The organism is Pseudoalteromonas sp. S1727, from assembly GCF_005886375.1.
GTDB lineage: Bacteria > Pseudomonadota > Gammaproteobacteria > Enterobacterales > Alteromonadaceae > Pseudoalteromonas > Pseudoalteromonas haloplanktis.
On record NZ_PNDT01000091.1, the window covers coordinates 18292 to 38440 of the forward strand.

22 protein-coding genes and 1 tRNA gene are annotated in these 20149 nt (G+C 41.4%); 7 read left to right on the top strand and 16 right to left on the bottom strand.

The window, feature by feature from the left end:
• The first annotated feature begins 31 nt into the window (after nt 1-31).
• The 4 genes from recQ to CWB85_RS17775 all read left to right on the top strand — a co-directional run bounded on the left by recQ (nt 32) and on the right by CWB85_RS17775 (nt 4568).
• Complete coding sequence (gene recQ / locus CWB85_RS17760) at nt 32-1855, top strand: DNA helicase RecQ (protein WP_138555601.1); 1824 nt, start codon at nt 32-34, stop codon at nt 1853-1855.
• Nucleotides 1856-1870: 15 nt separating this feature from the next.
• Complete coding sequence (locus CWB85_RS17765; RefSeq protein ID WP_016709412.1) at nt 1871-2170, top strand: DUF3630 family protein; 300 nt, start codon at nt 1871-1873, stop codon at nt 2168-2170.
• Nucleotides 2171-2235: 65 nt separating this feature from the next.
• Nucleotides 2236-3945, top strand: a complete 1710-nt coding sequence (locus tag CWB85_RS17770; RefSeq protein WP_138555590.1) for a BamA/TamA family outer membrane protein — start codon at nt 2236-2238, stop codon at nt 3943-3945.
• Between the two features lie 77 nt (nt 3946-4022).
• Nucleotides 4023-4568: a mechanosensitive ion channel domain-containing protein gene (locus CWB85_RS17775; protein WP_138555591.1), complete on the top strand. Its 546-nt coding sequence runs from the start codon at nt 4023-4025 to the stop codon at nt 4566-4568.
• A gap of 84 nt (nt 4569-4652) precedes the next feature.
• Here CWB85_RS17775 and CWB85_RS17780 read toward each other — a convergent pair whose 3' ends face one another.
• The 3 genes from CWB85_RS17780 to CWB85_RS17790 are packed head-to-tail and all read right to left on the bottom strand — an operon-like array spanning nt 4653 to nt 7042.
• A complete protein-coding gene (locus CWB85_RS17780; protein ID WP_016709415.1) occupies nt 4653-5711 on the bottom strand; it encodes a succinylglutamate desuccinylase/aspartoacylase family protein in 1059 nt (352 codons plus the stop codon).
• Entirely contained in the window at nt 5698-6603 is a 906-nt protein-coding gene (rimK, locus tag CWB85_RS17785) for a 30S ribosomal protein S6--L-glutamate ligase (protein WP_016709416.1), read from the bottom strand. The genes CWB85_RS17780 and rimK overlap by 14 nt, the downstream gene beginning before the upstream one ends.
• 10 nt (nt 6604-6613) lie before the next feature.
• Nucleotides 6614-7042 carry an ATP-dependent zinc protease family protein gene (locus CWB85_RS17790; protein ID WP_016709417.1) on the bottom strand — a complete coding sequence of 143 codons (429 nt, stop codon included), beginning with the start codon at nt 7040-7042 and terminating at the stop codon, nt 6614-6616.
• A 150-nt stretch (nt 7043-7192) separates the two neighbouring features.
• Between CWB85_RS17790 and CWB85_RS17795 the strand changes: the two genes are divergently transcribed.
• Entirely contained in the window at nt 7193-8164 is a 972-nt protein-coding gene (locus tag CWB85_RS17795; protein WP_138555592.1) for a zinc transporter ZntB, read from the top strand.
• Here CWB85_RS17795 and CWB85_RS17800 read toward each other — a convergent pair.
• The 7 genes from CWB85_RS17800 to CWB85_RS17830 all read right to left on the bottom strand — a co-directional run bounded on the left by CWB85_RS17800 (nt 8142) and on the right by CWB85_RS17830 (nt 14083).
• Nucleotides 8142-8366 (bottom strand): Rho-binding antiterminator, encoded by a 225-nt coding sequence (locus CWB85_RS17800; RefSeq protein WP_016709419.1) that lies wholly within the window; start codon nt 8364-8366, stop codon nt 8142-8144. The genes CWB85_RS17795 and CWB85_RS17800 overlap by 23 nt on opposite strands.
• A 25-nt stretch (nt 8367-8391) precedes the next feature.
• The gene (locus tag CWB85_RS17805; protein WP_016709420.1) at nt 8392-8670 is read right to left on the bottom strand and encodes a DUF3325 family protein; all 279 of its coding nucleotides are present in this window, start codon (nt 8668-8670) and stop codon (nt 8392-8394) included.
• Nucleotides 8670-9014 carry a hypothetical protein gene (locus tag CWB85_RS17810; RefSeq protein ID WP_016709421.1) on the bottom strand — a complete coding sequence of 115 codons (345 nt, stop codon included), beginning with the start codon at nt 9012-9014 and terminating at the stop codon, nt 8670-8672. Before CWB85_RS17810 ends, CWB85_RS17805 begins: the two co-directional genes overlap by 1 nt.
• Nucleotides 9011-10558 carry a PepSY-associated TM helix domain-containing protein gene (locus CWB85_RS17815; RefSeq protein ID WP_249314908.1) on the bottom strand — a complete coding sequence of 516 codons (1548 nt, stop codon included), beginning with the start codon at nt 10556-10558 and terminating at the stop codon, nt 9011-9013. The genes CWB85_RS17810 and CWB85_RS17815 overlap by 4 nt, the downstream gene beginning before the upstream one ends.
• Nucleotides 10559-10652: 94 nt before the next feature.
• On the bottom strand, nt 10653-12803 hold the full coding sequence (locus CWB85_RS17820; protein WP_138555593.1) for a TonB-dependent siderophore receptor: 2151 nt from the start codon (nt 12801-12803) through the stop codon (nt 10653-10655).
• A 227-nt stretch (nt 12804-13030) separates the two neighbouring features.
• The gene (locus CWB85_RS17825; RefSeq protein ID WP_138555594.1) at nt 13031-13693 is read right to left on the bottom strand and encodes a hypothetical protein; all 663 of its coding nucleotides are present in this window, start codon (nt 13691-13693) and stop codon (nt 13031-13033) included.
• 315 nt (nt 13694-14008) lie between these two features.
• Nucleotides 14009-14083: transfer RNA gene (locus tag CWB85_RS17830), tRNA-Arg, on the bottom strand.
• A 254-nt stretch (nt 14084-14337) separates the two neighbouring features.
• Between CWB85_RS17830 and CWB85_RS17835 the strand changes: the two genes are divergently transcribed.
• Nucleotides 14338-14520 carry a hypothetical protein gene (locus CWB85_RS17835; RefSeq protein ID WP_016709425.1) on the top strand — a complete coding sequence of 61 codons (183 nt, stop codon included), beginning with the start codon at nt 14338-14340 and terminating at the stop codon, nt 14518-14520.
• Here the strand turns inward: CWB85_RS17835 and CWB85_RS17840 are convergent.
• From CWB85_RS17840 to CWB85_RS17850, 3 genes are read right to left on the bottom strand one after another with little or no spacing between them, the layout of a single operon-like run.
• The gene (locus CWB85_RS17840; protein ID WP_138555595.1) at nt 14517-15335 is read right to left on the bottom strand and encodes a phosphotransferase; all 819 of its coding nucleotides are present in this window, start codon (nt 15333-15335) and stop codon (nt 14517-14519) included. The genes CWB85_RS17835 and CWB85_RS17840 overlap by 4 nt on opposite strands.
• 8 nt (nt 15336-15343) lie before the next feature.
• Complete coding sequence (pnuC, locus tag CWB85_RS17845) at nt 15344-15967, bottom strand: nicotinamide riboside transporter PnuC (protein WP_016709427.1); 624 nt, start codon at nt 15965-15967, stop codon at nt 15344-15346.
• A gap of 24 nt (nt 15968-15991) precedes the next feature.
• On the bottom strand, nt 15992-16243 hold the full coding sequence (locus tag CWB85_RS17850) for a hypothetical protein (RefSeq protein ID WP_016709428.1): 252 nt from the start codon (nt 16241-16243) through the stop codon (nt 15992-15994).
• Between the two features lie 132 nt (nt 16244-16375).
• Here CWB85_RS17850 and CWB85_RS17855 point away from each other — a divergent pair, with 132 nt between their 5' ends.
• Nucleotides 16376-16615 carry a DUF2960 domain-containing protein gene (locus CWB85_RS17855; protein WP_016709429.1) on the top strand — a complete coding sequence of 80 codons (240 nt, stop codon included), beginning with the start codon at nt 16376-16378 and terminating at the stop codon, nt 16613-16615.
• Between the two features lie 23 nt (nt 16616-16638).
• Here CWB85_RS17855 and alr read toward each other — a convergent pair whose 3' ends face one another.
• The 3 genes from alr to CWB85_RS17870 form a co-directional block, all read right to left on the bottom strand.
• Nucleotides 16639-17718 carry an alanine racemase gene (gene alr / locus CWB85_RS17860; RefSeq protein ID WP_138555596.1) on the bottom strand — a complete coding sequence of 360 codons (1080 nt, stop codon included), beginning with the start codon at nt 17716-17718 and terminating at the stop codon, nt 16639-16641.
• On the bottom strand, nt 17718-19097 hold the full coding sequence (dnaB, locus tag CWB85_RS17865) for a replicative DNA helicase (RefSeq protein WP_016709432.1): 1380 nt from the start codon (nt 19095-19097) through the stop codon (nt 17718-17720). Before dnaB ends, alr begins: the two co-directional genes overlap by 1 nt.
• Before the next feature lie 110 nt (nt 19098-19207).
• A complete protein-coding gene (locus CWB85_RS17870; protein ID WP_138555597.1) occupies nt 19208-20149 on the bottom strand; it encodes a DUF4097 family beta strand repeat-containing protein in 942 nt (313 codons plus the stop codon).

Below are 20149 nucleotides of genomic sequence, written 5' to 3' on the forward strand. Positions count from 1 at the left end.
AAGGTCGCCTAAAAGCTCTAAAATGACCGCGATGAATACACCAACCCCCACTCCAAGCACCATTGTGCGCAGTCCCGCCGCTATACTCAAACAAGTGTTTGGTTATAGTGAATTTCGTGATGGCCAAGAAACGGTGATCAATGCAGCCCTCAGTGGCCAAGACACCCTCGTGTTATTACCCACTGGCGGTGGCAAATCAGTATGCTACCAAGTGCCGGCACTGGCCTTGAGTGGCCTTACCGTGGTTATCTCACCATTGATCTCACTCATGCAAGATCAAGTGTCACAACTCCAAGCGCTTGGAGTAAAAGCGGCGTATATTAACAATAGCCTGAACCGCGACGAGCAACAACAAATATACCAACAACTACACAGTGGCTTGATAAAACTACTGTATGTTGCTCCAGAAAAAATTCTACAACACGAATTTAAAGAACGCTTAGGTCACCTTAATATTAGTTTATTTGCGATTGATGAAGCACATTGTGTGTCGCATTGGGGTCATGATTTTCGCCCGCATTATTGTCGCCTAAGCGAGCTTAAGCTGCATTTCCCACACGTGCCTATGATGGCACTAACTGCTACAGCTGACAAAGCAACGCGGTTTGATATTGTGCAACAGTTAGGTTTACAAGCTCCCTATATTCATACTGGCAGTTTTGATAGGCCTAATATTCGTTATACCATAGAAGAAAAGTTCAAGCCGCTCGCACAGCTCTTACGCTATTTAAAAGAACAACAAAATCAAAGTGGCATCATTTATTGCACTAGCCGTAAACGCGTTGATGAAATAGCTGAAAAGATAGCTGACGCAGGAATGAACGCTGCGGCTTACCATGCTGGCATGAGTAACGAGCAACGCCAGTTTGTGCAAACAGGTTTTGCCCGTGATGATATTCAAATCGTGGTTGCCACCGTGGCCTTTGGGATGGGTATTAATAAGCCCAATGTGCGATTTGTACTACATTACGATATTCCAAAAAGTATTGAATCTTACTATCAAGAAACGGGCCGCGCTGGGCGTGATGGCCTTGCGGCTGAAGCAATCATGTACTTTGATCCTGCTGACATTGGTCGAGTAAGACGCTTTTTTGAAGACATTGAAGATGAACAGCGTCGTCGTGTCGAAGAGCAACGATTTAATGCCATGGCCAGCTTTGCAGAAGCACAAACCTGCCGCCGACAAATACTGCTTAACTATTTTAGTGAATACCAACGAGAACCGTGTGGCAACTGTGATATTTGCTTGAATCCACCAAAAAGCTTTGATGGTACTTTAGTTGCCCAGCAAGCACTCTCATGTGTGTACCGTGCCGAGCAGCGTTTTGGTTTAGGTTATATTGTTGAATTATTACGCGGGGCTAATACTAGCCGCATTCGTGATAACAATCACCACCAGCTAAGCACCTACGGTATCGGCAAAGATCACAGTAGTGAATTTTGGCTGAGTATTTTACGCCAACTTATTCACCAAGGATTGCTCAGCCAGGATATCACCCAAGGTTCTGCTCTGCGTTTAACTGAAGGTGCTCGTGCGATTTTTAAAGGCGAATACGCACTGCAAATGGCCGAGCCACGCTTGCAGGCTAAGCACGTTTATCAAGATAAACTGGCCCAATTTAATTATGATAAAAAGCTCTTTGCTAAACTACGCGCCCTGCGCAAAGAACTTGCTGATGCTGATGATGTACCACCTTATGTGGTATTTAACGATAAAACTCTTGCAGAAATGGCACAGTTGATGCCAACCAATGACAGTGAATTTCTCAAAGTTTCAGGAGTTGGTTTTACCAAACTTAACAAATACGGCAGCCCATTTTTGCATGCTATTCGCAACTATTTAGCGACTTCCTAAGTACCGAGTAACAACATGACTGAATTTCAATTAGACCCCCGTCATAATGTAATCATTATCAAACCAAGCGAAATGCCCAATGATGATGACTTTGAACTATGGGCACATTTATTTTTGCATGCTCCCGCGCTCAGCATTAGCGAATTTGCCAGTGGTGCCGATCGCCACCAATGTCGCTTTAGCTACGCGCAACAAAACTTTAATTTAAACTTTGAACATTACAGTAATAGTATATGGATTAATGGTGAAGGAGTTGAAGCTGAGCAATTATTAGCTGTACTTGTGCATTATTTTCTTACACAAATGCAGCAATGAGGTGGACTTATACTGCAAGTTAGTGTGTAGTAAGCAAAGACTAAAGTTCATTTTCAAGGATTTAAATGGCCGTAAGCAGATGTTTTAAATTTTTATTTTTGAGCTGTTCTAGCTACCTGCTCTATGCCCCCTATTGCCTTGCACAATCACCTATGCAAAGCGAATCTAGCTGCCAAAAACAACAAACAACAACAGCCACTGAAACAAACCTTCACCGCCAACTTGATGGTGAGGAACTACTGCCTGAAAAAACCCCGGGCGCTAAAATAGCAAAAATCGAACTGAACCAACTTAACGTTTTTAATACTGAACTCGAAGAAGAGAATAACGCATTATTTAGATTTGCTAATCGTGCACATATGACCACCGAGCCTGATGTTATTAAAAGCATTCTGTTATTTATGCCTGAAGATAACTATGAGCCAAAAAAATTAGCCGAATCAGAACGCTTACTACGTCGCCAAGCTTACCTGTACGATGCAAATATAAGTGCACAAACTAATTGTGACGGTAATATTGATGTCACAGTTGAGACCCGCGATTTATGGACATTACTCCCAGAGGTAAGCTTTAGTCGAAGTGGCGGCGAAAATAAATCGAGCATAGGCTTTCGTGAGTCTAACTTATTTGGCTGGGGAAAACGCCTATCACTGTCACGTACAACTGATGCTGAGCGCAATGGTTATTTATTTGTTTATGATGACCCGAACATACTGTCTAGCCGTTACCGTGGCCGCGTCGAGTATTCTGATAACGATGATGGGAAACGCCATTTACTTGAGTTAACTTACCCGTTTTATTCAATTGACACACCTTATAGTTATGGCTTGTTGAGCTACTCAGATCAACGAACTGAATCGCTTTATGAACGCGGCGAAGTGTTCAGCCAATTTTCCCAAAAAACTGAATATAACCGTATTTACTTCGGTCATTCTAAACGCCTAAGTAATAGCTGGACACAGCGACTTACCGTAGGTTATACCCACGAACAACAGAGCTTTGCTAGTACTTTAGAGACCAATACACCACTGGCTGAAGAGCGAGAGCTAAGTTATCCCTATGTAAGCGGTCATTGGTTTGAAGATCACTTTGTAAAAGTTAGAAACTTCGACAGTATTTATCGCACCGAAGACCTTAATTTAGGGTGGAATGTACAAGCTTTACTCGGTTACTCAAGTGAAGAAGTCAGTAATGATGCCAGTCGCGCTGTGTACTCTTTTAATGCCAAAAAAGCGCACTTTAGCGGCAACGATACACTTTGGCGCTTTCATGCCAGTCTCGATGGTTATTGGAACGAGGAGCAAGGCAAAGTAGAGAACCTTTTAGCCAGCAGCCAAGTACAATATTATTTAAATACCAGTTTAGAGCAATCATGGTATGCCAGAATGCGACTTGATTATGCGGGTAATCTCACCCCAGATAAACAATTGAGTTTAGGTGGTGAAAATGGCTTACGTGGCTACCCATTGGACTATCAACAAGGTGATCGCAGCTTTTTGATTAATTTAGAGAAACGTTATTATTGGGAATACGACTTGCTGCAGCTTTTTAAAGTCGGCGGGGCTGCATTTTTTGATATTGGGCGCGCCTGGTTTAACGATAAAAATAACGGCGATAATGGTCAGGTATTAAAAAATATTGGTGTTGGTTTAAGGCTAGCACCGAGTAGAGCCAATGCCGGTACGGTGATTCATTTAGATATTGCCGCTCCCCTAGATAAAGATGATGACGTTGATTCAATCCAATGGCTTGTTACTGTAAAAAATACCTTTTAAAGGTCGCGAAAAACGCTAGAATACGGCTTAAGTAAAGCTGATTGGGACAACCTGTGGAACTACTTGATATTCTTATTATGCAATATAGGTGGGTGGTAACATTAGTTGCCTTGCTGGCATTTCCATTACTATTAAAACTCACTACTAAATTACTCGAAAAAACTATCAAAGGTAAGGTCGATATTCACAGAAAGTACCGTGCCGAACTGTTGCTAAAAATTATTCTCGCATTTGTGATGATCTGTTTAGTGCTGGTTTTTTGGGGCATTGAGCTACGAGGCTTACTGGTGTTAGGGTCTTCCTTGTTTGCTATGTTAGGGGTTGCGCTTTTTGCCGCATGGTCACTTTTAAGCAATCTAACTTCCTTCTTACTGATGTTTATCCAAAATGATTGCCGTGTTGGCTATTGGGTTCGCGTGATTGATGGCGCTAATTTTGTGGAAGGGCGCATTGTCGAAATGGGCCTAATGAATGTGGTACTTGAGCATATCGATGGCCACCGTGTTATTTACCCAAATAACTTGTTTGTTACCCGGCCTGTAATGGTATTAAGCAATGAACCCAAACCCACTAAAGTAGCTCCAATAAAGCGTATTATCGGCCCTAAAAAGTCACCTCAGTAGTCTAACGGGTACAAAAAAGCCGCTGAAGAAAAAACCTTTTCAGCGGCTTTTTAAACCAATGTGTTCGTAAATCTCTTAAGCAGACTAATTATTTAAATCAGCAGTTTTTAACTCATCTTCAAGATCACTAATTTCATCAATAAAGGTTTCTAACTGTTGCTCTACTAAGCTATTCGCGTGGGCAAAATAAGCTAAGTGGAACACGGCATCCCCTTCATTAACTAATGGCATTGTTTGTTGCCCTATAACAATACCACTGCGTGGAGCTAACAGCTCAAGCTCTGAGTCGCCTAATGGGCTGCTGATATATGCTAATATCTGGCCCTTCATTACGCGCTCACCTAATGATACTTGTGCGCGTACAATACCATCAACCTCTGCACGCACCCAACTGGTCGAGCTCGCGATGATAGGTTCAGGCAGCTTTTTAGCACGCTTACCACGGATCATTTTTAAATGTCGCATCACGTAATCTACGCCTTGCATACCTGCGGCAATGGCTATTGGGTCAAAACGTAATGCTTCACCTGCTTCATAGGTAATAACTGGAATACCTAAGTTAGCAGCTTCGCTACGCAATGAGCCATTACGTAAAGAGGCATCAATCACCGCCGGCGTACCAAATGCTTTAGCCATTTGTGCTGTGGCTTCATCACTTAAATTGGCACGGATTTGTGGCAAGTTAGTACGATGAATCGCCCCAGTATGTAAATCAATAATGTGCGTACAGTGAACGGCCACTTGCGAAAAGAACATATGCGCCATACGTCCTGCAAGAGAGCCACGAGTAGAACCCGGAAAGCTACGATTCATGTCGCGACGATCGGGTAGATAACGTGACTTATGGATAAAGCCAAATACATTCACAATAGGCACCGCAATTAACGTACCCCGTAACTGAGACGGATCTATTTTCGCTAATAATTGGCGTACTACTTCAACACCATTGAGTTCATCACCATGAATTGCTGCGCAGACCATTAACACTGGGCCAGCTTGCACTCCATTCACTACTTCGATAGGAATATTTAACGGTGAGTGGGTGTACAGCTTTGCAGCTTCCAAGGCCAGTGTTTTACGCTCGCCTACACCTACCGTTTCACCTAATAAAGTAAACGCACTATTGATTTTAACCTTTGCCACGCGTTGCGGTCCTTTTAGTCGCAGCGGTTTTTTCGATAAATTCGATCACCATGCCTGCAATATCTTTTCCTGTCGCCACTTCAATACCTTCAAGACCTGGTGATGAATTTACTTCCATTACCAAAGGCCCGCGAGATGAGCGAAGTAAGTCAACCCCAGCTACATTCAAGCCCATCGCTTTAGCCGCAGCCACAGCTGTTCTACGTTCTTCAGGCGTGATACGCACTAATGTTGCACTGCCACCGCGGTGTAAATTAGAACGGAACTCGCCTTCTTGTGCTTGACGCTTCATCGCGGCAATCACTTTATCACCTAATACAAAACAGCGAATATCAGCACCACCCGCTTCTTTAATATACTCTTGCACCATAATGTTAGCTTTTAGACCCATAAAGGCTTCAATAACACTTTCTGCTGCTTTACGCGTTTCAGCTAACACCACACCAATACCTTGTGTACCCTCGAGCAATTTAATGACCACGGGTGCACCACCTACCATTTCAAGTAAGTCTTTCACATCGTCTGGTTTACTAGCAAAGCCTGTTACTGGCATGCCTACGCCTTTGCGCGACAATAACTGTAACGAGCGTAATTTATCTCGCGAACGTGAAATTGCCACAGACTCATTAACAGGAAACACATTCATCATTTCAAATTGACGTAATACGGCGCAACCATAAAACGTAACCGAAGCACCAATACGCGGGATAATGGTATCAAAGTCTTTTAGATTTTCACCGCGGTAGTGGATCTCTGGTTGTTCAGAGTTAATGTTCATGTAGCAACGTAATGCATCAATCACTTTCACTTCATGACCACGCAACTGGGCAGCCTCGATTAAACGACGTGTTGAATATAAATTTTTGTTGCGAGATAAAATACCGATTTTCATAGTTAATACCTTAACTATCTAATAAATGAGATAAAGCCGGATCAACGACTATACGATTTTCCATGGCTGTACGCCCTAATAACATTCTAAATTTCATGCTGGCTCGACTGGTTAAAGTCACCTCAATAGTCCAACTTTGACCACCTGCACAGAGCTGAGTTTCAATAAAATACCGTAACTCCCGTTGCCCACTTGAGCTAGTTACATACTTCATCTTTTTTACTTTAGCATGACACTGCACTTGAGTATGTTCGTCTTCTTGTAAAGGCTGGGCAGTAAACTTCACCCATTTTTCGCCTTCTAGTTCATATTCTTCAATATTAAGTGCATGGATACATGAGGTACGGGCACCCGTATCAATTTTAGCCTTAATTTGATTAATGCCAAGCTCAGGTAAACTTAACCACTCACGCCAACCAACAATTATCTTTGCCGTCATAAATGTGCCCTTTAATAAAAAACTGTCTTATACGCTACACGAGTAAAAACACCAATGAAATAAATTTATTAAGTCGATGAGTCAATTTGATTGACCTAAGTCTTTCAATAGTCAACTATATTAACCATACAGCAATTAAGGGAATTTACTATGTTCAATGGTTTACTTCACGCACTTACCCTCGATGAGCAGGGCGGAGCGCATATAATAGAGAGCAGCACTGACTTAAATAATTGGCAACCTGAGCAAGGAAAACTCTGGGTCCATCTAGATTATAGTCAAGCTGATGCTATTGAGTGGCTAAAAAACAGTGAACTACTCACTGATTATGAGCTAGCTTCATTAACTGCCGATGAAACGCGGCCTCGGATCACCAAAGTCACCAACGGCTGTATGTTATTTTTACGTGGCGTTAATCTAAATCCGGCACAAAGCCCAGAAGACATGGTGTCTATTCGTTTATTCATTAATGAAAACATCGTGATCACGACACGCAAACGCCGCCTACTTTCGGTACAAGATGTGCTTATGTCATTAACAGAAAAAACCGGCCCCAGCAGTATTTCTGAGCTTGTTTGCCAATTAACGCATAATCTTACTTCTCGTATGCAAGGCGTTATTGATAACTTAGACGATTCTCTTGACGAGTTTGAAGATGAAATTGACGAGCCAACAAAACGTTTCGATAACCAAGGTTTGTCGCAATTACGTCGTCAAACCATTGGCTTAAAGCGCTATCTAAAACCGCAAAAAGAAGCGCTTACCATGCTAATGACAAACCGCTATAGCTGGTTAGATGAAAATGATAAAGCGAAACTAAATGAAACAACCAACTTACTTATTCGTTTTATTGAAGAGTTAGACAACTCGATTGAACGAGCACAAATTATTCAGCAAACGATGACCAGCCAAGTTTCTGAGCAACTTAATCAGCGTATGTATGTCATGTCGGTCGTTGCCGCATTGTTTTTACCACTAGGCTTTTTAACTGGATTGCTCGGCGTCAATGTCGGCGGTATCCCGGGCACTGAAAGTCCTTATGCGTTTAGCGCCTTTGTAATTTTTCTGGTAGTCCTGACTGGTGCAATTGGCGTGTACTTTAAAAATAAGCGATGGCTTTGATCTGGTCAAGGCGAACTAAATGTTCGCCTTGACCTTCACATTTAATAAGTAAAAACTCCCCCTGCCCTTTATAGTTCTCAAGATTAATAGCTTTACCAATTAACGTTTCATCATCCGTTGTTGTAATTGTGACCTTAGCTTGCTGTATACAAAAAAGTTCAAGCTGATCGTAAACTGTACATTTTATAGGCTGATAAGTCATAACAATAAACTCCTATACTCAACGATTAGTAACGCTTACCTCGTTTCCTAGTCAAGATAGTCACGACGGCCAATGCGCTCAACGACAATTGCCCACACCACCATACAATGGCCGAGCCTGCATTTAATTGCGTGATATTTATTAACAAGGAAAGACTAATAATGAGCAAACCAGCAGATAAATAGATCTGCTCACCAATGGCTGATATTGGCGTCAAAGCAAACGTTTTACGGTGCCTTGCCATTCCCAATGCTAATACTATAAAACCAATAAGGCTAATAATTAAACTGATAAATAATATCATCAACGAGACTCCACAGGCTGATGATTTTTATGCAACATATCACCGGCATACAATGCAGCGCTAGAGATCACAATACCAGCAATAATAATTACACTACACCGCATTAATTTATTACTGGCAAATATCCACATAACTAAACAACAATATAAGACGATACCAATCAGCATCAACCATAACATCAGTGTGGCTTTACTCAGGTGAAATAAAGCACTGCCTAAGCTTGCTACGCCAGCGATAAACACACTTAAAAAAATGAATCCTAGAACACTTGCCAGCACGACTCGCCATAATATTTGCATACCCTTAGCATTGCTGATTGCTTGTAAAAAAGCCTTGATTGTCATTGTACGACTCCTCGTGGCGGCCTTTTAGGACGAGCAGTCACAGCTGGCTCATGTCCTTTACGCCAAACTATATGCGCAATATAAATAAACAACCCTCCGGTAAAAAATAACAATAAATCCATAAACAGCAAAGTGGCATCTCGCTCAAATTGATAGTTGAGAATGTGGCGTGAAGTAGTAAAAATACTGATTACAGGTAATGCTAAATAACTCACGCCTGTAATAAAGCTCAGTTCTTGCCAGCTGTGTTTGCACCCTCTTAGTATCGGGTAAACAAACGCCATAAGCCAAACAATAAAAAAACAATGAATTTCCCATTCGGCACGACTTTCAAGCTGCAAAGGTAGTAACCGGTTTGCAGCAAAATACCCCGAAATAGCTAAAGGTAGACCTATAATAGATGCTAAGTTAGTCACATCCATGATTTTATAACCTATGCGAAAACGTGGATTCATTTTTTGCTTACGTTTATTAGACCAAAGCAACAGGCCTGTGCCGACCATGGCTGTTCCCATGATCCCAGACAAGAAATACAGCCAACGTAGCGAAGTATCAGCAAAACGCCCGGCATGCAGACTAATCATGGTTCGTCGGGTTTGCTCTGCTGCGTTTGTTACCCCTGAATCATGCAATAGTTCACCTGTGACACCATGGTATCTAAGTGTTCGGTAATCTGAAGTGAGTTCTTCGGTTGCATTTTCATACACTTCCACCATAGCGATACTATCGCCAGGGTTACTTACAATAATTGAGCCGATACCAGCGTGCCCTAACTGAGCTTTGGCGCTGTTGTAAATATCACCAAGAGGAAGTAATTGTGCTTTTTCTCCTGACGCTTTTAAAGCTGGGGCTTGATCGCTAAATGCCGAGAAGAAGCTACGTCTATCCCCATCGCCCATATTCATCGCCCATGAGAAGTACATAAGCATTAATGTCACTATCCCTGTGTAAGTGATCATAATATGAAAAGGAAGCGCAAGTACTGAACACACAGTGTGGCTATTGAGCCAGCTTTTTGCTCCTTTGTTAAATTGCAGTGTAAAAAAGTCTTTGAATATTTTTTTGTGAACCACAATGCCGGTTATAATTCCCACCAGCATCAACATTGCTGCTATGCCCACTAGCCAACGGGCATAAAATACCGGCATATAATGTAAATCAAAGTGAAACCGGTATAAAAACTCGCCTCCACGCGTTGCGCGGCTGTTAATTTCGTTACCTTGTTCATCAAGGCGAGCAACACTAAATCGGCCTGTAGTATTTTTATCACGCCAATAAGCGACAATCGGCGAAAAACGTTCATTAGGCGGCACTATGGTCCAGCGCGGAGCGTTTTCTGTATGCGTATTTAAATAAGCCTGAGCCTGATTAATCGCTTTGTCTTTATGTTGGATCTGCTCTACTTCTGGTTGCATCCAATGAGTAATTTCATATTGAAAATACGCCAATGTCCCAGTTAAAAACACAGCAAATAAAAGGCAACCTAGCACCACACAAGACCATGTGTGTAACCAGTTCATGCTGTCTCTAAAACGTAATTTCACTTAATTTTTCCTACTTACATAAAACACTAAAGGCGCACTGGTCGCCTTTAGTAAATTACAGCGGACGAGCGGTCCGCTTATCATTGTGTTCAGCTTAAAAGTTATAGCTAAAGCTCACTGATACACTACGTGGCGCGCCATAGCGATAGAGGTTTGATCTACCTGCAGTCATATAGTTATAGTACTTTTCGTCAAACAGGTTGTTAACGTTAGCTTGCACTTTCATTGCCTCGTTAATGTCATAACGCGCCATTAAATTAACCAGCGCATATGAACCTTGCTCTACGTTAACCGTACTGCCTTGTGCATAAGATTTACTTTGCCAATTGACACCGCCACCAATTGTCAGATCAGGTAATTGCTCAACAAATTGATAGGTGGTAAACAATTTAAACTGCTTACGAGGTGCCGAGGTATTTACTTTAACATCATCCGCATCTTCCGCTTCAAACTGCGAGTAACCAGCAGAGATATTCCAACCATCGACTGGTTCACCCATTACTTCAAACTCAAAACCACGACTTTGCGTGCCCTCAGCACCATAATAAGCTGACATCTGTTCTGCAGTCGGTACGTAATTTGGATCTTCAACGGCTAAGTTGTCCTGTTGAATATCAAAAATCGCAAGTGACGTTTGTAGACGCTCGTCAAAGTAAGCACTCTTCAAGCCGATTTCACTTGCTTTACCATCGATTGGATCGAGGTATTCACCATTAGCATCTAAGCTATTCTGTGGTTTGAATATTTCAGTGTAGCTTGCATAAATACGGTGCTGAGAGTTCAGATCATATAAGGCACCAAAGTAGGGAACAAACACGCCTGAGTTGCCGTAATTTTGCTCTGCACCGTAGTAATAACGCTTACGATCCCACGATGAAATACGCCCACCACCAATCACTTTAAATGCATCAGTAATCGAAATACGTGTAGCAGCGTAAAAGCCTTTTTGCTCAGTATCATTATCGTCTTGTACTGTGGCTTCTTCAGTCCAGTTTGGCTCTGCAATTGAATCGCCGGCAAAGTTATAGAAGTCATCAATTGGCACAGCATCCCATGCGGTACCACCAATAATAGGATCAGGATCACGTGTACTGGTTGTGCCTGCTTGTTTTGAATACAAAGCACCTAGCACAAAGTCATGAGTTTGATCGAATAAGTTGTATTGGCCTTTTAATTGTAAATCAAAGCTATCTTGCTCTGTGGTACCAAACGAGAAATAACGCTGGCCAGTTAAACCGGCACCAGTTTCTTTATCAAGCGCACCATATACATAGAATAATTTTGTTTCTTTGTCGTATTCTGAGTGGTTGTAATTAGCAACAAACTGCCAGCCATTTGAGAATACATGCTCAAGTGAAGCAAAATAATTGGTGTGCTCAGTTTCCCAGCGCGTCCAATCTACTGCTGTGGTTTTTGATACATCCCAATCTGCTGCTGTACCGTCTGTATAATAAGCGGGTAATGCACCCCACACTGGCCCATGTGGATCACTTTTTTGATAGCTACCGCCTACACGAAAAATAGTGTCTGCAGTTAAATCAGTTTCTAATACACCGTAAAAAATCTTTTTATTTTCTTCGTATAAGTCAATGTAAGACTCGCTATCAACGACTTTAGCAACAACACGTCCACGCACTGAACCACTGTCGTTCAAGCCATTGGCAAGATCAACGGTTAGCTCTTTTTTATTCCAGCTACCTATTGATAAATCAACATAGCCTGTTAAATCAGTGTTACTTGCACGCTTACGAACCAGGTTAATTGATGCAGACGGGTCGCCTGCACCAGTTAATAAGCCAGTAGCACCACGAACAAACTCAACTCGCTCATAAATGGCCACATCCGCTGATGTTTCTCCTGAATCCCCAGCCAAACTCCATGATAATGGCACACCATCTATTTGATAATTAGATACGCTAAAACCACGCGACTGCATAGTGTTACGGATGTTATCCATTTTTGATGATGATAAACCTACGGTGTTATCAACCGCATCAATAATGGTATCAAGATCTTGGTCACGAATACGTTCAGCAGTGAATACAGTGACTGATTGAGGAGTTTCACGGATAGATAAGCCTAATCCTGTGGCAGTATCGATGTTTTCATTAACAATATATTTGCCGTTAACAGTGATTTTTTCTATTTTATTTTCGTCTTTACTGTCGCTTTCTGCAGCAGCTAGATTCATTGACATTAGCGCGACACTGACAGCTGTCGCAATTGGCAGTAGGGTAAAATGCATGGTAATACTCTAATAAGAAAAACAACAACGCAAAAGATATCACGAATGATAACTACTTGCATCAAATTATTGTAATATAATACCACTTGAAGAAGTCACAATGTCAAATCTATCCACCATGTAAACTAATGCTCTATAAATACGCTTTGCAACTATTAAAAAATTACTTAACTTAAATTCGAGATAAGCAACTTAACAAAACATAAAGTGCTTACCTCTAACTTTAATTACTTAACTTGAAAACTAATTGTTACAATATTATACGTACTATCAACCTGATTACCGGCAATCACCGCCTTACCCGCAACCGGATGATCACTCGAAATAATATAGGTTCCTTGTTCTTCGCTAGTAACTGTTAGTTGACCATGTTTATCTGTAATTGTTTTTACTTGGTGCTTAGGTGTTTGCACTAATACTTCATGATCAACAACCGGTTTATTTTTATAAACAAGTGTGAAGGTATCCCCGTTTGATTTAGTTGGTACAAATTCAAGCTCTTGCTTTGCTTGGATCTCTTCACGGCCTGCTTTCGCAAATAACTTAGCCGCTTGAAATGTATCTGTATCTTGCTCTGATACTTTTTCCATTTTCCAAGGCTTCCATAAATCATCCGTAAACGCTCTTACATCCCCTTGTTCAGTAAGCTCTGCTGACCAAAAGTTTTGCTGTTGAGTCAGTGTTAAAGTCGACTCTGTTGAATCTACAAATACTTTTGTATTCTTCAGCCCTGCAATTTTATCGCCGGACTCAGGCTCACCAGGCTCACCTAAATACAATTTTACAGCATCACCTTTCGCCGACTTTACCAACCAAATTTCATGTGCAATCGCAAAGTTACTACACGTTAAAAGCGCAGCAATAAAAAGAGAATTCTTTAGGCTTTTCATTAGATTTCCTTTAAGTCTGTTAATAATTCATTTAGCAAATGGTCTAAAACTCAGCTTTAAATTAAAAGTACACAAAAGCTAACCGCACTTATCAATCTACCTTCACCGCAATGCCAAGTAGTAAGCGACGTTGCTCAACACCGCGATAACAATAATGATTATCAATTGAATTTGCAATAACTTGAGGTACTTTTTAGCTCGCTAGAATGGTTAAATATTTAAGTTGGTTGGTATTAGCTAGACAAACAAAAGGGAGTAATTAGAAACAAAATAGCGAATTCTATTTAGTTCGATAATAACTTGTAGATTAGCAAATGGCGCTCTCGGTAGGGATCGAACCTACAACTTAGCCTCCGGAGGGCCACGTGATATCCATTTCACCACGAGAGCACATTTGTGCCACCACACTAACTCGCGATATCAGTGCTTAGGCGCAGCAATAATAAAGGCATCTGCAATGAATTGCCAGCATCTATCGCCTAGTTGATTATAAAACAAACGAAATAGAATAAATTACTTCACAAGTAAGCAAAAAACCGCTATTAAATTATACTTAATGAAAATAAATAACCATTTTGCAACATATCAATGCCCGTCGAACAACTTATAAGGCGCTTGTAAAAGGTTTAACACGAGGAAGTATTATGAGTTTAATGTCAACCGAGCAAGTCGCAGAATTTTTAGGTGTTAAAACTGAGCGTGTAAAGCGTTTAGCCAGAGAAAGCTTACTGATCGCAAAAGGTGAAGACGCTAATGGCGATCCGCAGTTTGATGCCGATGAAGTTGCAAAGTATAAAGAACTTGCCGCTCGTTTTGGCGGTCTTTAATTACTGCTTTTACGGTTAATTAAACGATCTAACTGCGTACGTAATAATGATACTTTATCTTCGACTGAGCGTGCGCTGTACCAACAAATACATAAAACTAAAAAGACCACTTGATAACACTCTAACTTGTTTATGCTGCAATAAAACTGCTGACCATCAGGTAAAAGTTGTTGATAGTGTGCCAACAAATTAGTTTTTTGCTTATCATCAAGCGAAAAACTAACTACCAGCGCGGCTAAATCAAAGTAAACATCGTTGCACTTCGCGTATTCAAAATCAATTAAGAACATCCCCTGCTGATTAACTATAATATTTTCCTTCACCAAATCATTATGGCAAAAACCGTTATCGCGAGGAAACAAAGCTATTTGCTGCAATGCTTTTGCAATACTCACTTGGTAATACTGATATAAGGGCGTTTGTTGATAAAAAGCGAGTTCATCATTGATGTTCATTGGTACTGTTTGGGCATGATAACCATGTAAAGTGACTAACTTTTTTAAAAGCTCTGTAGTGTAATTCCCTTGTGCAATATCGCCCTCTAAGTAATCAAAAATAGCGATTTTATTGGCTTTATCAGTCCAAAGTGGCTGTGGGCAAATACCTTGTGCTGCAAAATCGGTTTGCGCTATTAAACCAACTTCAGGCCAATGATCACGATAACACTTTAATAAATAAGCCTGTGGCTGGTGCTTCCACTGTGCACGTACTAAAAAATTATCGTTACTCAAACCGCTATGCAATCGTTCGCTGCTAACGATGTTTAATTGCGAGTTAAAAGCGGCAAAAATGCCGCTAATTTCGTGACCTGTCATAGTGCTTCTTATAGTTGTGCTAACGGCTTAGCTTGAGTTTGCTCGTACTCTTCGTACCAAGTTTTAAATGCCCACGCCGCCATAATGGTGTAAAACACAAAAAGCACCAGTGTAGGGTAATATCCTTTCTCATAATATAAGTACATAGACGCCGCATCGATCACTATCCAATATAGCCAGTTTTCAAGCACTTTTTTTGCAACCAAGTAAGTAGTAACAACGGCAAAGCAAGTTGTAAAGCTGTCTAAATAGGCAAAATCTGCATGGGTATAATTACTCATTACATACCCTAAGACTACAGCCACAATTGACGTGCCCATAATGATCAATAAATGCTGATTTAAACGCCATGACGTTATAGCTAATTCAAGCTTATTTTCTCCTCCTTTACGCCATGCAAGCCAGCCATAAACTGCCATATACATATAGTAAAAGTGCAATAGCGATTCCATCAGTAAGGCACCATTCCAATACATGATGGTATAAATTAAAGTACTAAAAAATGCCGCAGGCCAACACCACAAGCTCTCTTTAATAGCCAGCAGTAAATACGCCATCGACAAAGCTACAGCGATATATTCCCAGTGCGACATGGCCGTAAAGCCTGCAAGCGTTTGCGTGATAAAATCCATGTTGACTCTCTAAGAAGTTAACGGTTATTCAGGAGAAAGATCACCATTGAGAAATTTGCACACAAAAATGGCTTTACCAAACTCTTCATATGAACGTTTAATCTCTGTGCTAAGCACGGACATAACGAGATCATAATCACCAAAAATTTGCGTTGATAACGTATTGGTAATCACTTTTAAGTCATCGTAACTATTTAAACGGTCAATAAAACCTTTAATAAAAGGAATGTAATCTTGATGTAGTGGGTATTTGCTGATCTCAACAGTTAGTTTCATGATGTTCCTTTGCTGCGGCTACAAAATAAGTCACCATTGTAACTTGAGCTTAGCCACAAGTCATTCAAAGGTAGAGAGGATGACGAATAAGGTATAAAATCAGGGCAATTTAATTCAATTTACGAGTTCCCCATGGCACGACGCATTACGTATAAGTTTAAAAATCAACCGCGCGAAATTAATTTTGCTAAAGATAAGTACCACGATATGTACCAAGCCATTGCAGCCGCTGAAGGGATTGATTTAACAAATTACTTAAAAATGGAACAGCAAATTGCTATGACCTCAAAAGGCTCTGCAGCAGTACGTAATTTTCGTGATGAAGAGTTTGCCCGTATGGGCTTCAGTGATGTGTATTTTATTAAAGAGTAACGCTTAACGTTACTCTCATTAGTTTAAGTTAAATACTCATAACTTACCCGAGGGGTGATATTACACAATAGCTCGTAAGGTATTGTTGTAGCGCACAGGGCTATTTCTTCCACGGGAAGTTCTGGCCCCCACATTACCACCTCATCGCCTACTTTGATATTGTCGCTATTATCACCAATATCCACACTGATCATGTCCATTGATACGTTCCCAGCGATACCGTAACGCTTATTACCGATGACCACAGGCGTACCATGTTTTGCATGACGCGGATAACCATCACCATACCCCATAGCAACCACAGCAAGCTTAGTCGCCTTGACGCTGTGCCAACGACCACCATAGCCAACACATTGTCCTGCTGCTACATCACGAATTGCAATCACCTTAGTGGTTAAGCGCATCACAGGCTTTAAATCATGTTGCGCTCCCGTGCAGTTAAGCATAGGTGACACGCCATACAGCATTAAACCAGGTCGCACCCAGTCACCATGCCCTGCAGGCCAAGCAATAATGCCAGCAGAATTAGCTAAACAATGGGCTTGCTGCTTTGTTGCTACTAACGAATCAAATAAACTAATTTGCTCTGCTGTTTTGGTATCGCTCACATCGTCAGCACACGAAAAATGAGTCATTAAATTAATCTCATTTTTCGCATTTGGGGTCGCCAGTAAACGCTGATAAAAATCTTCAAACTGAGTCGCAGCAATCCCTAATCGATGCATGCCCGTGTTGATTTTCAACCAACAGCTGATCGGTGCATCTAACTGGGCTTGTTCTAGCGCGACAAGTTGGTTTTCATCATGAATAATGGTTTGAAAGTTATTTGCCAATAAAATGGGTAAGTCATCTTGATGAAAAAAGCCTTCAAGTAACACTATTGGTTTAGTTAACCCACCTGCGCGCAAAGCCAAAGCCTCATCTATACGAGCAACAGCAAAGGCATCAGCTGCGTTGAGATGTTGGGCAATCTTCACTAAACCATGACCATAGGCATTGGCTTTTAAAACCGCCATAATTTTACTATCAGGGGCAAACTGACGCACTTGCGCTAGGTTATGGGCAAGTGCTTGCAGATTAATTTCGGCTATCGCTAAACGCATTAGTAATCATCATCTATTGCAGGGCCCGCGTAATTATCAAAACGCGAGAACTGACCCTGGAAAGTTAAGCGCACTTTACCGATTGGGCCGTTACGTTGTTTACCTATGATGATTTCAGCCACACCTTTTTCGGTGCTGTCTTCGTTATACACTTCATCACGGTAGATAAACATGATCAAATCGGCATCCTGCTCGATAGAGCCTGATTCACGTAAGTCAGAGTTGATTGGCCGCTTATCGGCACGTTGCTCTAGGGTACGGTTTAGCTGTGACAACGCAACAACCGGACATTGCAGCTCTTTGGCTAAGGACTTAAGTGAGCGAGATATTTCCGCAATTTCTAAGGTACGATTATCTGATAAGCTCGGTACGCGCATTAATTGCAGATAATCGACCATAATCATACTGATACCGCCATGATCGCGAGCAATACGACGCGCACGAGAACGCACATCAGTTGGCGTTAAGCCCGAGGCATCATCCACATACATCTTGCCTTTTTCCATCAACAAGCCCATGGTGGATGATAAACGCGCCCAATCTTCATCATCGAGCTGACCAGTACGTACTTTGGTTTGGTTGATGCGACCAAGTGATGCCAACATCCTCATCATGATTTGCTCCGAGGGCATCTCTAATGAGTAAATTAACACGGGTTTATCTTGGGTCATCGCAGCGTGCTCAGCTAAGTTCATCGCAAAGGTGGTTTTACCCATTGATGGACGCGCGGCAACAATGATCAAATCTGAAGGCTGCAAACCTGTGGTCATCTTGTCTAAGTCAGCATACCCAGTACTTACTCCTGTCACACCATCTTGCGGTGACTGGTAAAGCTCTTCAATTTTATCGACGGTTTTTTCTAGAATGCTGTGTAAGCTTTGTGGGCCATCGTTGCTTTTAGTGCGTTGCTCAGCAATTTTAAAAACCTTACTCTCTGCAAAATCGAGTAGATCGTGGCTGGTGCGCCCTTCGGGGTTAAATCCCGCTTCGGCAATTTCATTGGCAACACCAATCATTTCTCGCACTACGGCACGTTCACGTACAATGTTTGCATAAGCGTCGATATTCGCCGCACTAGGTGTGTTTTTAGCGATCTCAGCTAAATAAGCAAAACCACCAATGCCACTGAGTAAATTCTTCTTCTCTAAGCTTTCAGAGATAGTGATTAAATCGATTGGATCACCCACCTCAGCAAGCTCAACCATGGCCTCAAAAATCAGCTTGTGGGTACGGGTATAAAAGTCTTGTGAAACAACCAATTCAGCAACACGGTCAAAGGCTTGATTATCAAGCATTAAGCCACCTAAAACAGATTGCTCTGCTTCAATGGAATGAGGAGGAACTTTAAGAGTGTCGACTTGTTTATCTGGTTTAGCCATATGTAGCCATAACTTCGCAATACTAACAATGAATGGCCTCTATTCTATCGACTTGGCTAAGCCGTGCAAAGAGCAAAGCAGGATTTCTTTTCCTGCTTTGCTTAAGGAGATTAGTTTTGCTTACGTAATTCAATGCGTCCGCTGATCGTATCTATTTCAATATCTGCATCACCACCGTTAACTGCAAATTCTAATTCACTAGAAGGACCGTACTTGGCTTTTTTCACTTTATCATTGCTCAATTCATTAACGATTTTGCCATTGGCATGAGCTTCGATTTCAAAGTGAGCCGATACATTCGCAGGGAAATAAAAGTCGGCATCACCACTAACTGATTCATACGTGATCTGCGCGCCTTTTAATAACTGATTAATATGGATTTCACTTTCCCCATTAACGGTATTAATGCGTAAACTTTTCAACGCTGCAAATGCAAAATCAATATCACCGTTCACATTTTCTAAACGTACTTCTTGCGCCGCTGTTTTAGATTTAATATCGCCGTTAACCGCAGTAAAGCGCAGTGTCCCCTGTGAATCTTTATCATTAATTTCACCGTTAACAGTTTCATAGCGTATATCACCTTTTAATCCGATAGCATTAACATCACCATTGACGGTATCAACACTAATATTGCCGCTGATACTGTGTAAGTTTATATCACCGTTAACAACATCAATATCAACTCCGGCATGTAACTCTTTAGCAGTGATGTTGGCATTCACTCCCGTAAACTCAAGCTCGCTACTTTTTGGTATATAAATAGTCAGCTGTGAACCATCACCACTGTTCCAACCATTATTGTTGCGCGGCATTTTAACAATAAATTCGATGCGACCGTCTCGATCCTCTAAACGGTAACCTTGCGCTTTATCATCAAGTTCACCAGTGATCTGTAGTTGCGCTTTATCCCACCCCTCAATACGGACATCACCACGTTGGTTATCAATAAAAATGCGTTTATTAACTGGCACCTCAATTTGCTCGTTAATTTTTTCACCCGCCGTAGCTATAAACGGCAATAAAGTCAGTGCTATTAGTAATGTTTTCAT

Excerpts from the sequence above, each read along its gene's own strand:
- CWB85_RS17805 (WP_016709420.1), bottom strand. The coding sequence starts at position 8,670 with ATGATATTATTTATCAGTTTAATTATTAGCCTTATTGGTTTTATAGTA.
- CWB85_RS17870 (WP_138555597.1), bottom strand. The coding sequence starts at position 20,149 with ATGAAAACATTACTAATAGCACTGACTTTATTGCCGTTTATAGCTACG.
- CWB85_RS17855 (WP_016709429.1), top strand. The coding sequence starts at position 16,376 with ATGGCACGACGCATTACGTATAAGTTTAAAAATCAACCGCGCGAAATT.
- CWB85_RS17850 (WP_016709428.1), bottom strand. The coding sequence starts at position 16,243 with ATGAAACTAACTGTTGAGATCAGCAAATACCCACTACATCAAGATTAC.
- alr (WP_138555596.1), bottom strand. The coding sequence starts at position 17,718 with ATGCGTTTAGCGATAGCCGAAATTAATCTGCAAGCACTTGCCCATAAC.
- CWB85_RS17800 (WP_016709419.1), bottom strand. The coding sequence starts at position 8,366 with ATGACTTATCAGCCTATAAAATGTACAGTTTACGATCAGCTTGAACTT.
- CWB85_RS17775 (WP_138555591.1), top strand. The coding sequence starts at position 4,023 with ATGCAATATAGGTGGGTGGTAACATTAGTTGCCTTGCTGGCATTTCCA.
- CWB85_RS17810 (WP_016709421.1), bottom strand. The coding sequence starts at position 9,014 with ATGACAATCAAGGCTTTTTTACAAGCAATCAGCAATGCTAAGGGTATG.
- CWB85_RS17770 (WP_138555590.1), top strand. The coding sequence starts at position 2,236 with ATGGCCGTAAGCAGATGTTTTAAATTTTTATTTTTGAGCTGTTCTAGC.
- CWB85_RS17790 (WP_016709417.1), bottom strand. The coding sequence starts at position 7,042 with ATGACGGCAAAGATAATTGTTGGTTGGCGTGAGTGGTTAAGTTTACCT.
- CWB85_RS17795 (WP_138555592.1), top strand. The coding sequence starts at position 7,193 with ATGTTCAATGGTTTACTTCACGCACTTACCCTCGATGAGCAGGGCGGA.
- recQ (WP_138555601.1), top strand. The coding sequence starts at position 32 with ATGAATACACCAACCCCCACTCCAAGCACCATTGTGCGCAGTCCCGCC.
- rimK (WP_016709416.1), bottom strand. The coding sequence starts at position 6,603 with ATGAAAATCGGTATTTTATCTCGCAACAAAAATTTATATTCAACACGT.
- CWB85_RS17820 (WP_138555593.1), bottom strand. The coding sequence starts at position 12,803 with ATGCATTTTACCCTACTGCCAATTGCGACAGCTGTCAGTGTCGCGCTA.
- CWB85_RS17840 (WP_138555595.1), bottom strand. The coding sequence starts at position 15,335 with ATGACAGGTCACGAAATTAGCGGCATTTTTGCCGCTTTTAACTCGCAA.
- CWB85_RS17765 (WP_016709412.1), top strand. The coding sequence starts at position 1,871 with ATGACTGAATTTCAATTAGACCCCCGTCATAATGTAATCATTATCAAA.
- CWB85_RS17835 (WP_016709425.1), top strand. The coding sequence starts at position 14,338 with ATGAGTTTAATGTCAACCGAGCAAGTCGCAGAATTTTTAGGTGTTAAA.
- dnaB (WP_016709432.1), bottom strand. The coding sequence starts at position 19,097 with ATGGCTAAACCAGATAAACAAGTCGACACTCTTAAAGTTCCTCCTCAT.
- CWB85_RS17825 (WP_138555594.1), bottom strand. The coding sequence starts at position 13,693 with ATGAAAAGCCTAAAGAATTCTCTTTTTATTGCTGCGCTTTTAACGTGT.
- pnuC (WP_016709427.1), bottom strand. The coding sequence starts at position 15,967 with ATGGATTTTATCACGCAAACGCTTGCAGGCTTTACGGCCATGTCGCAC.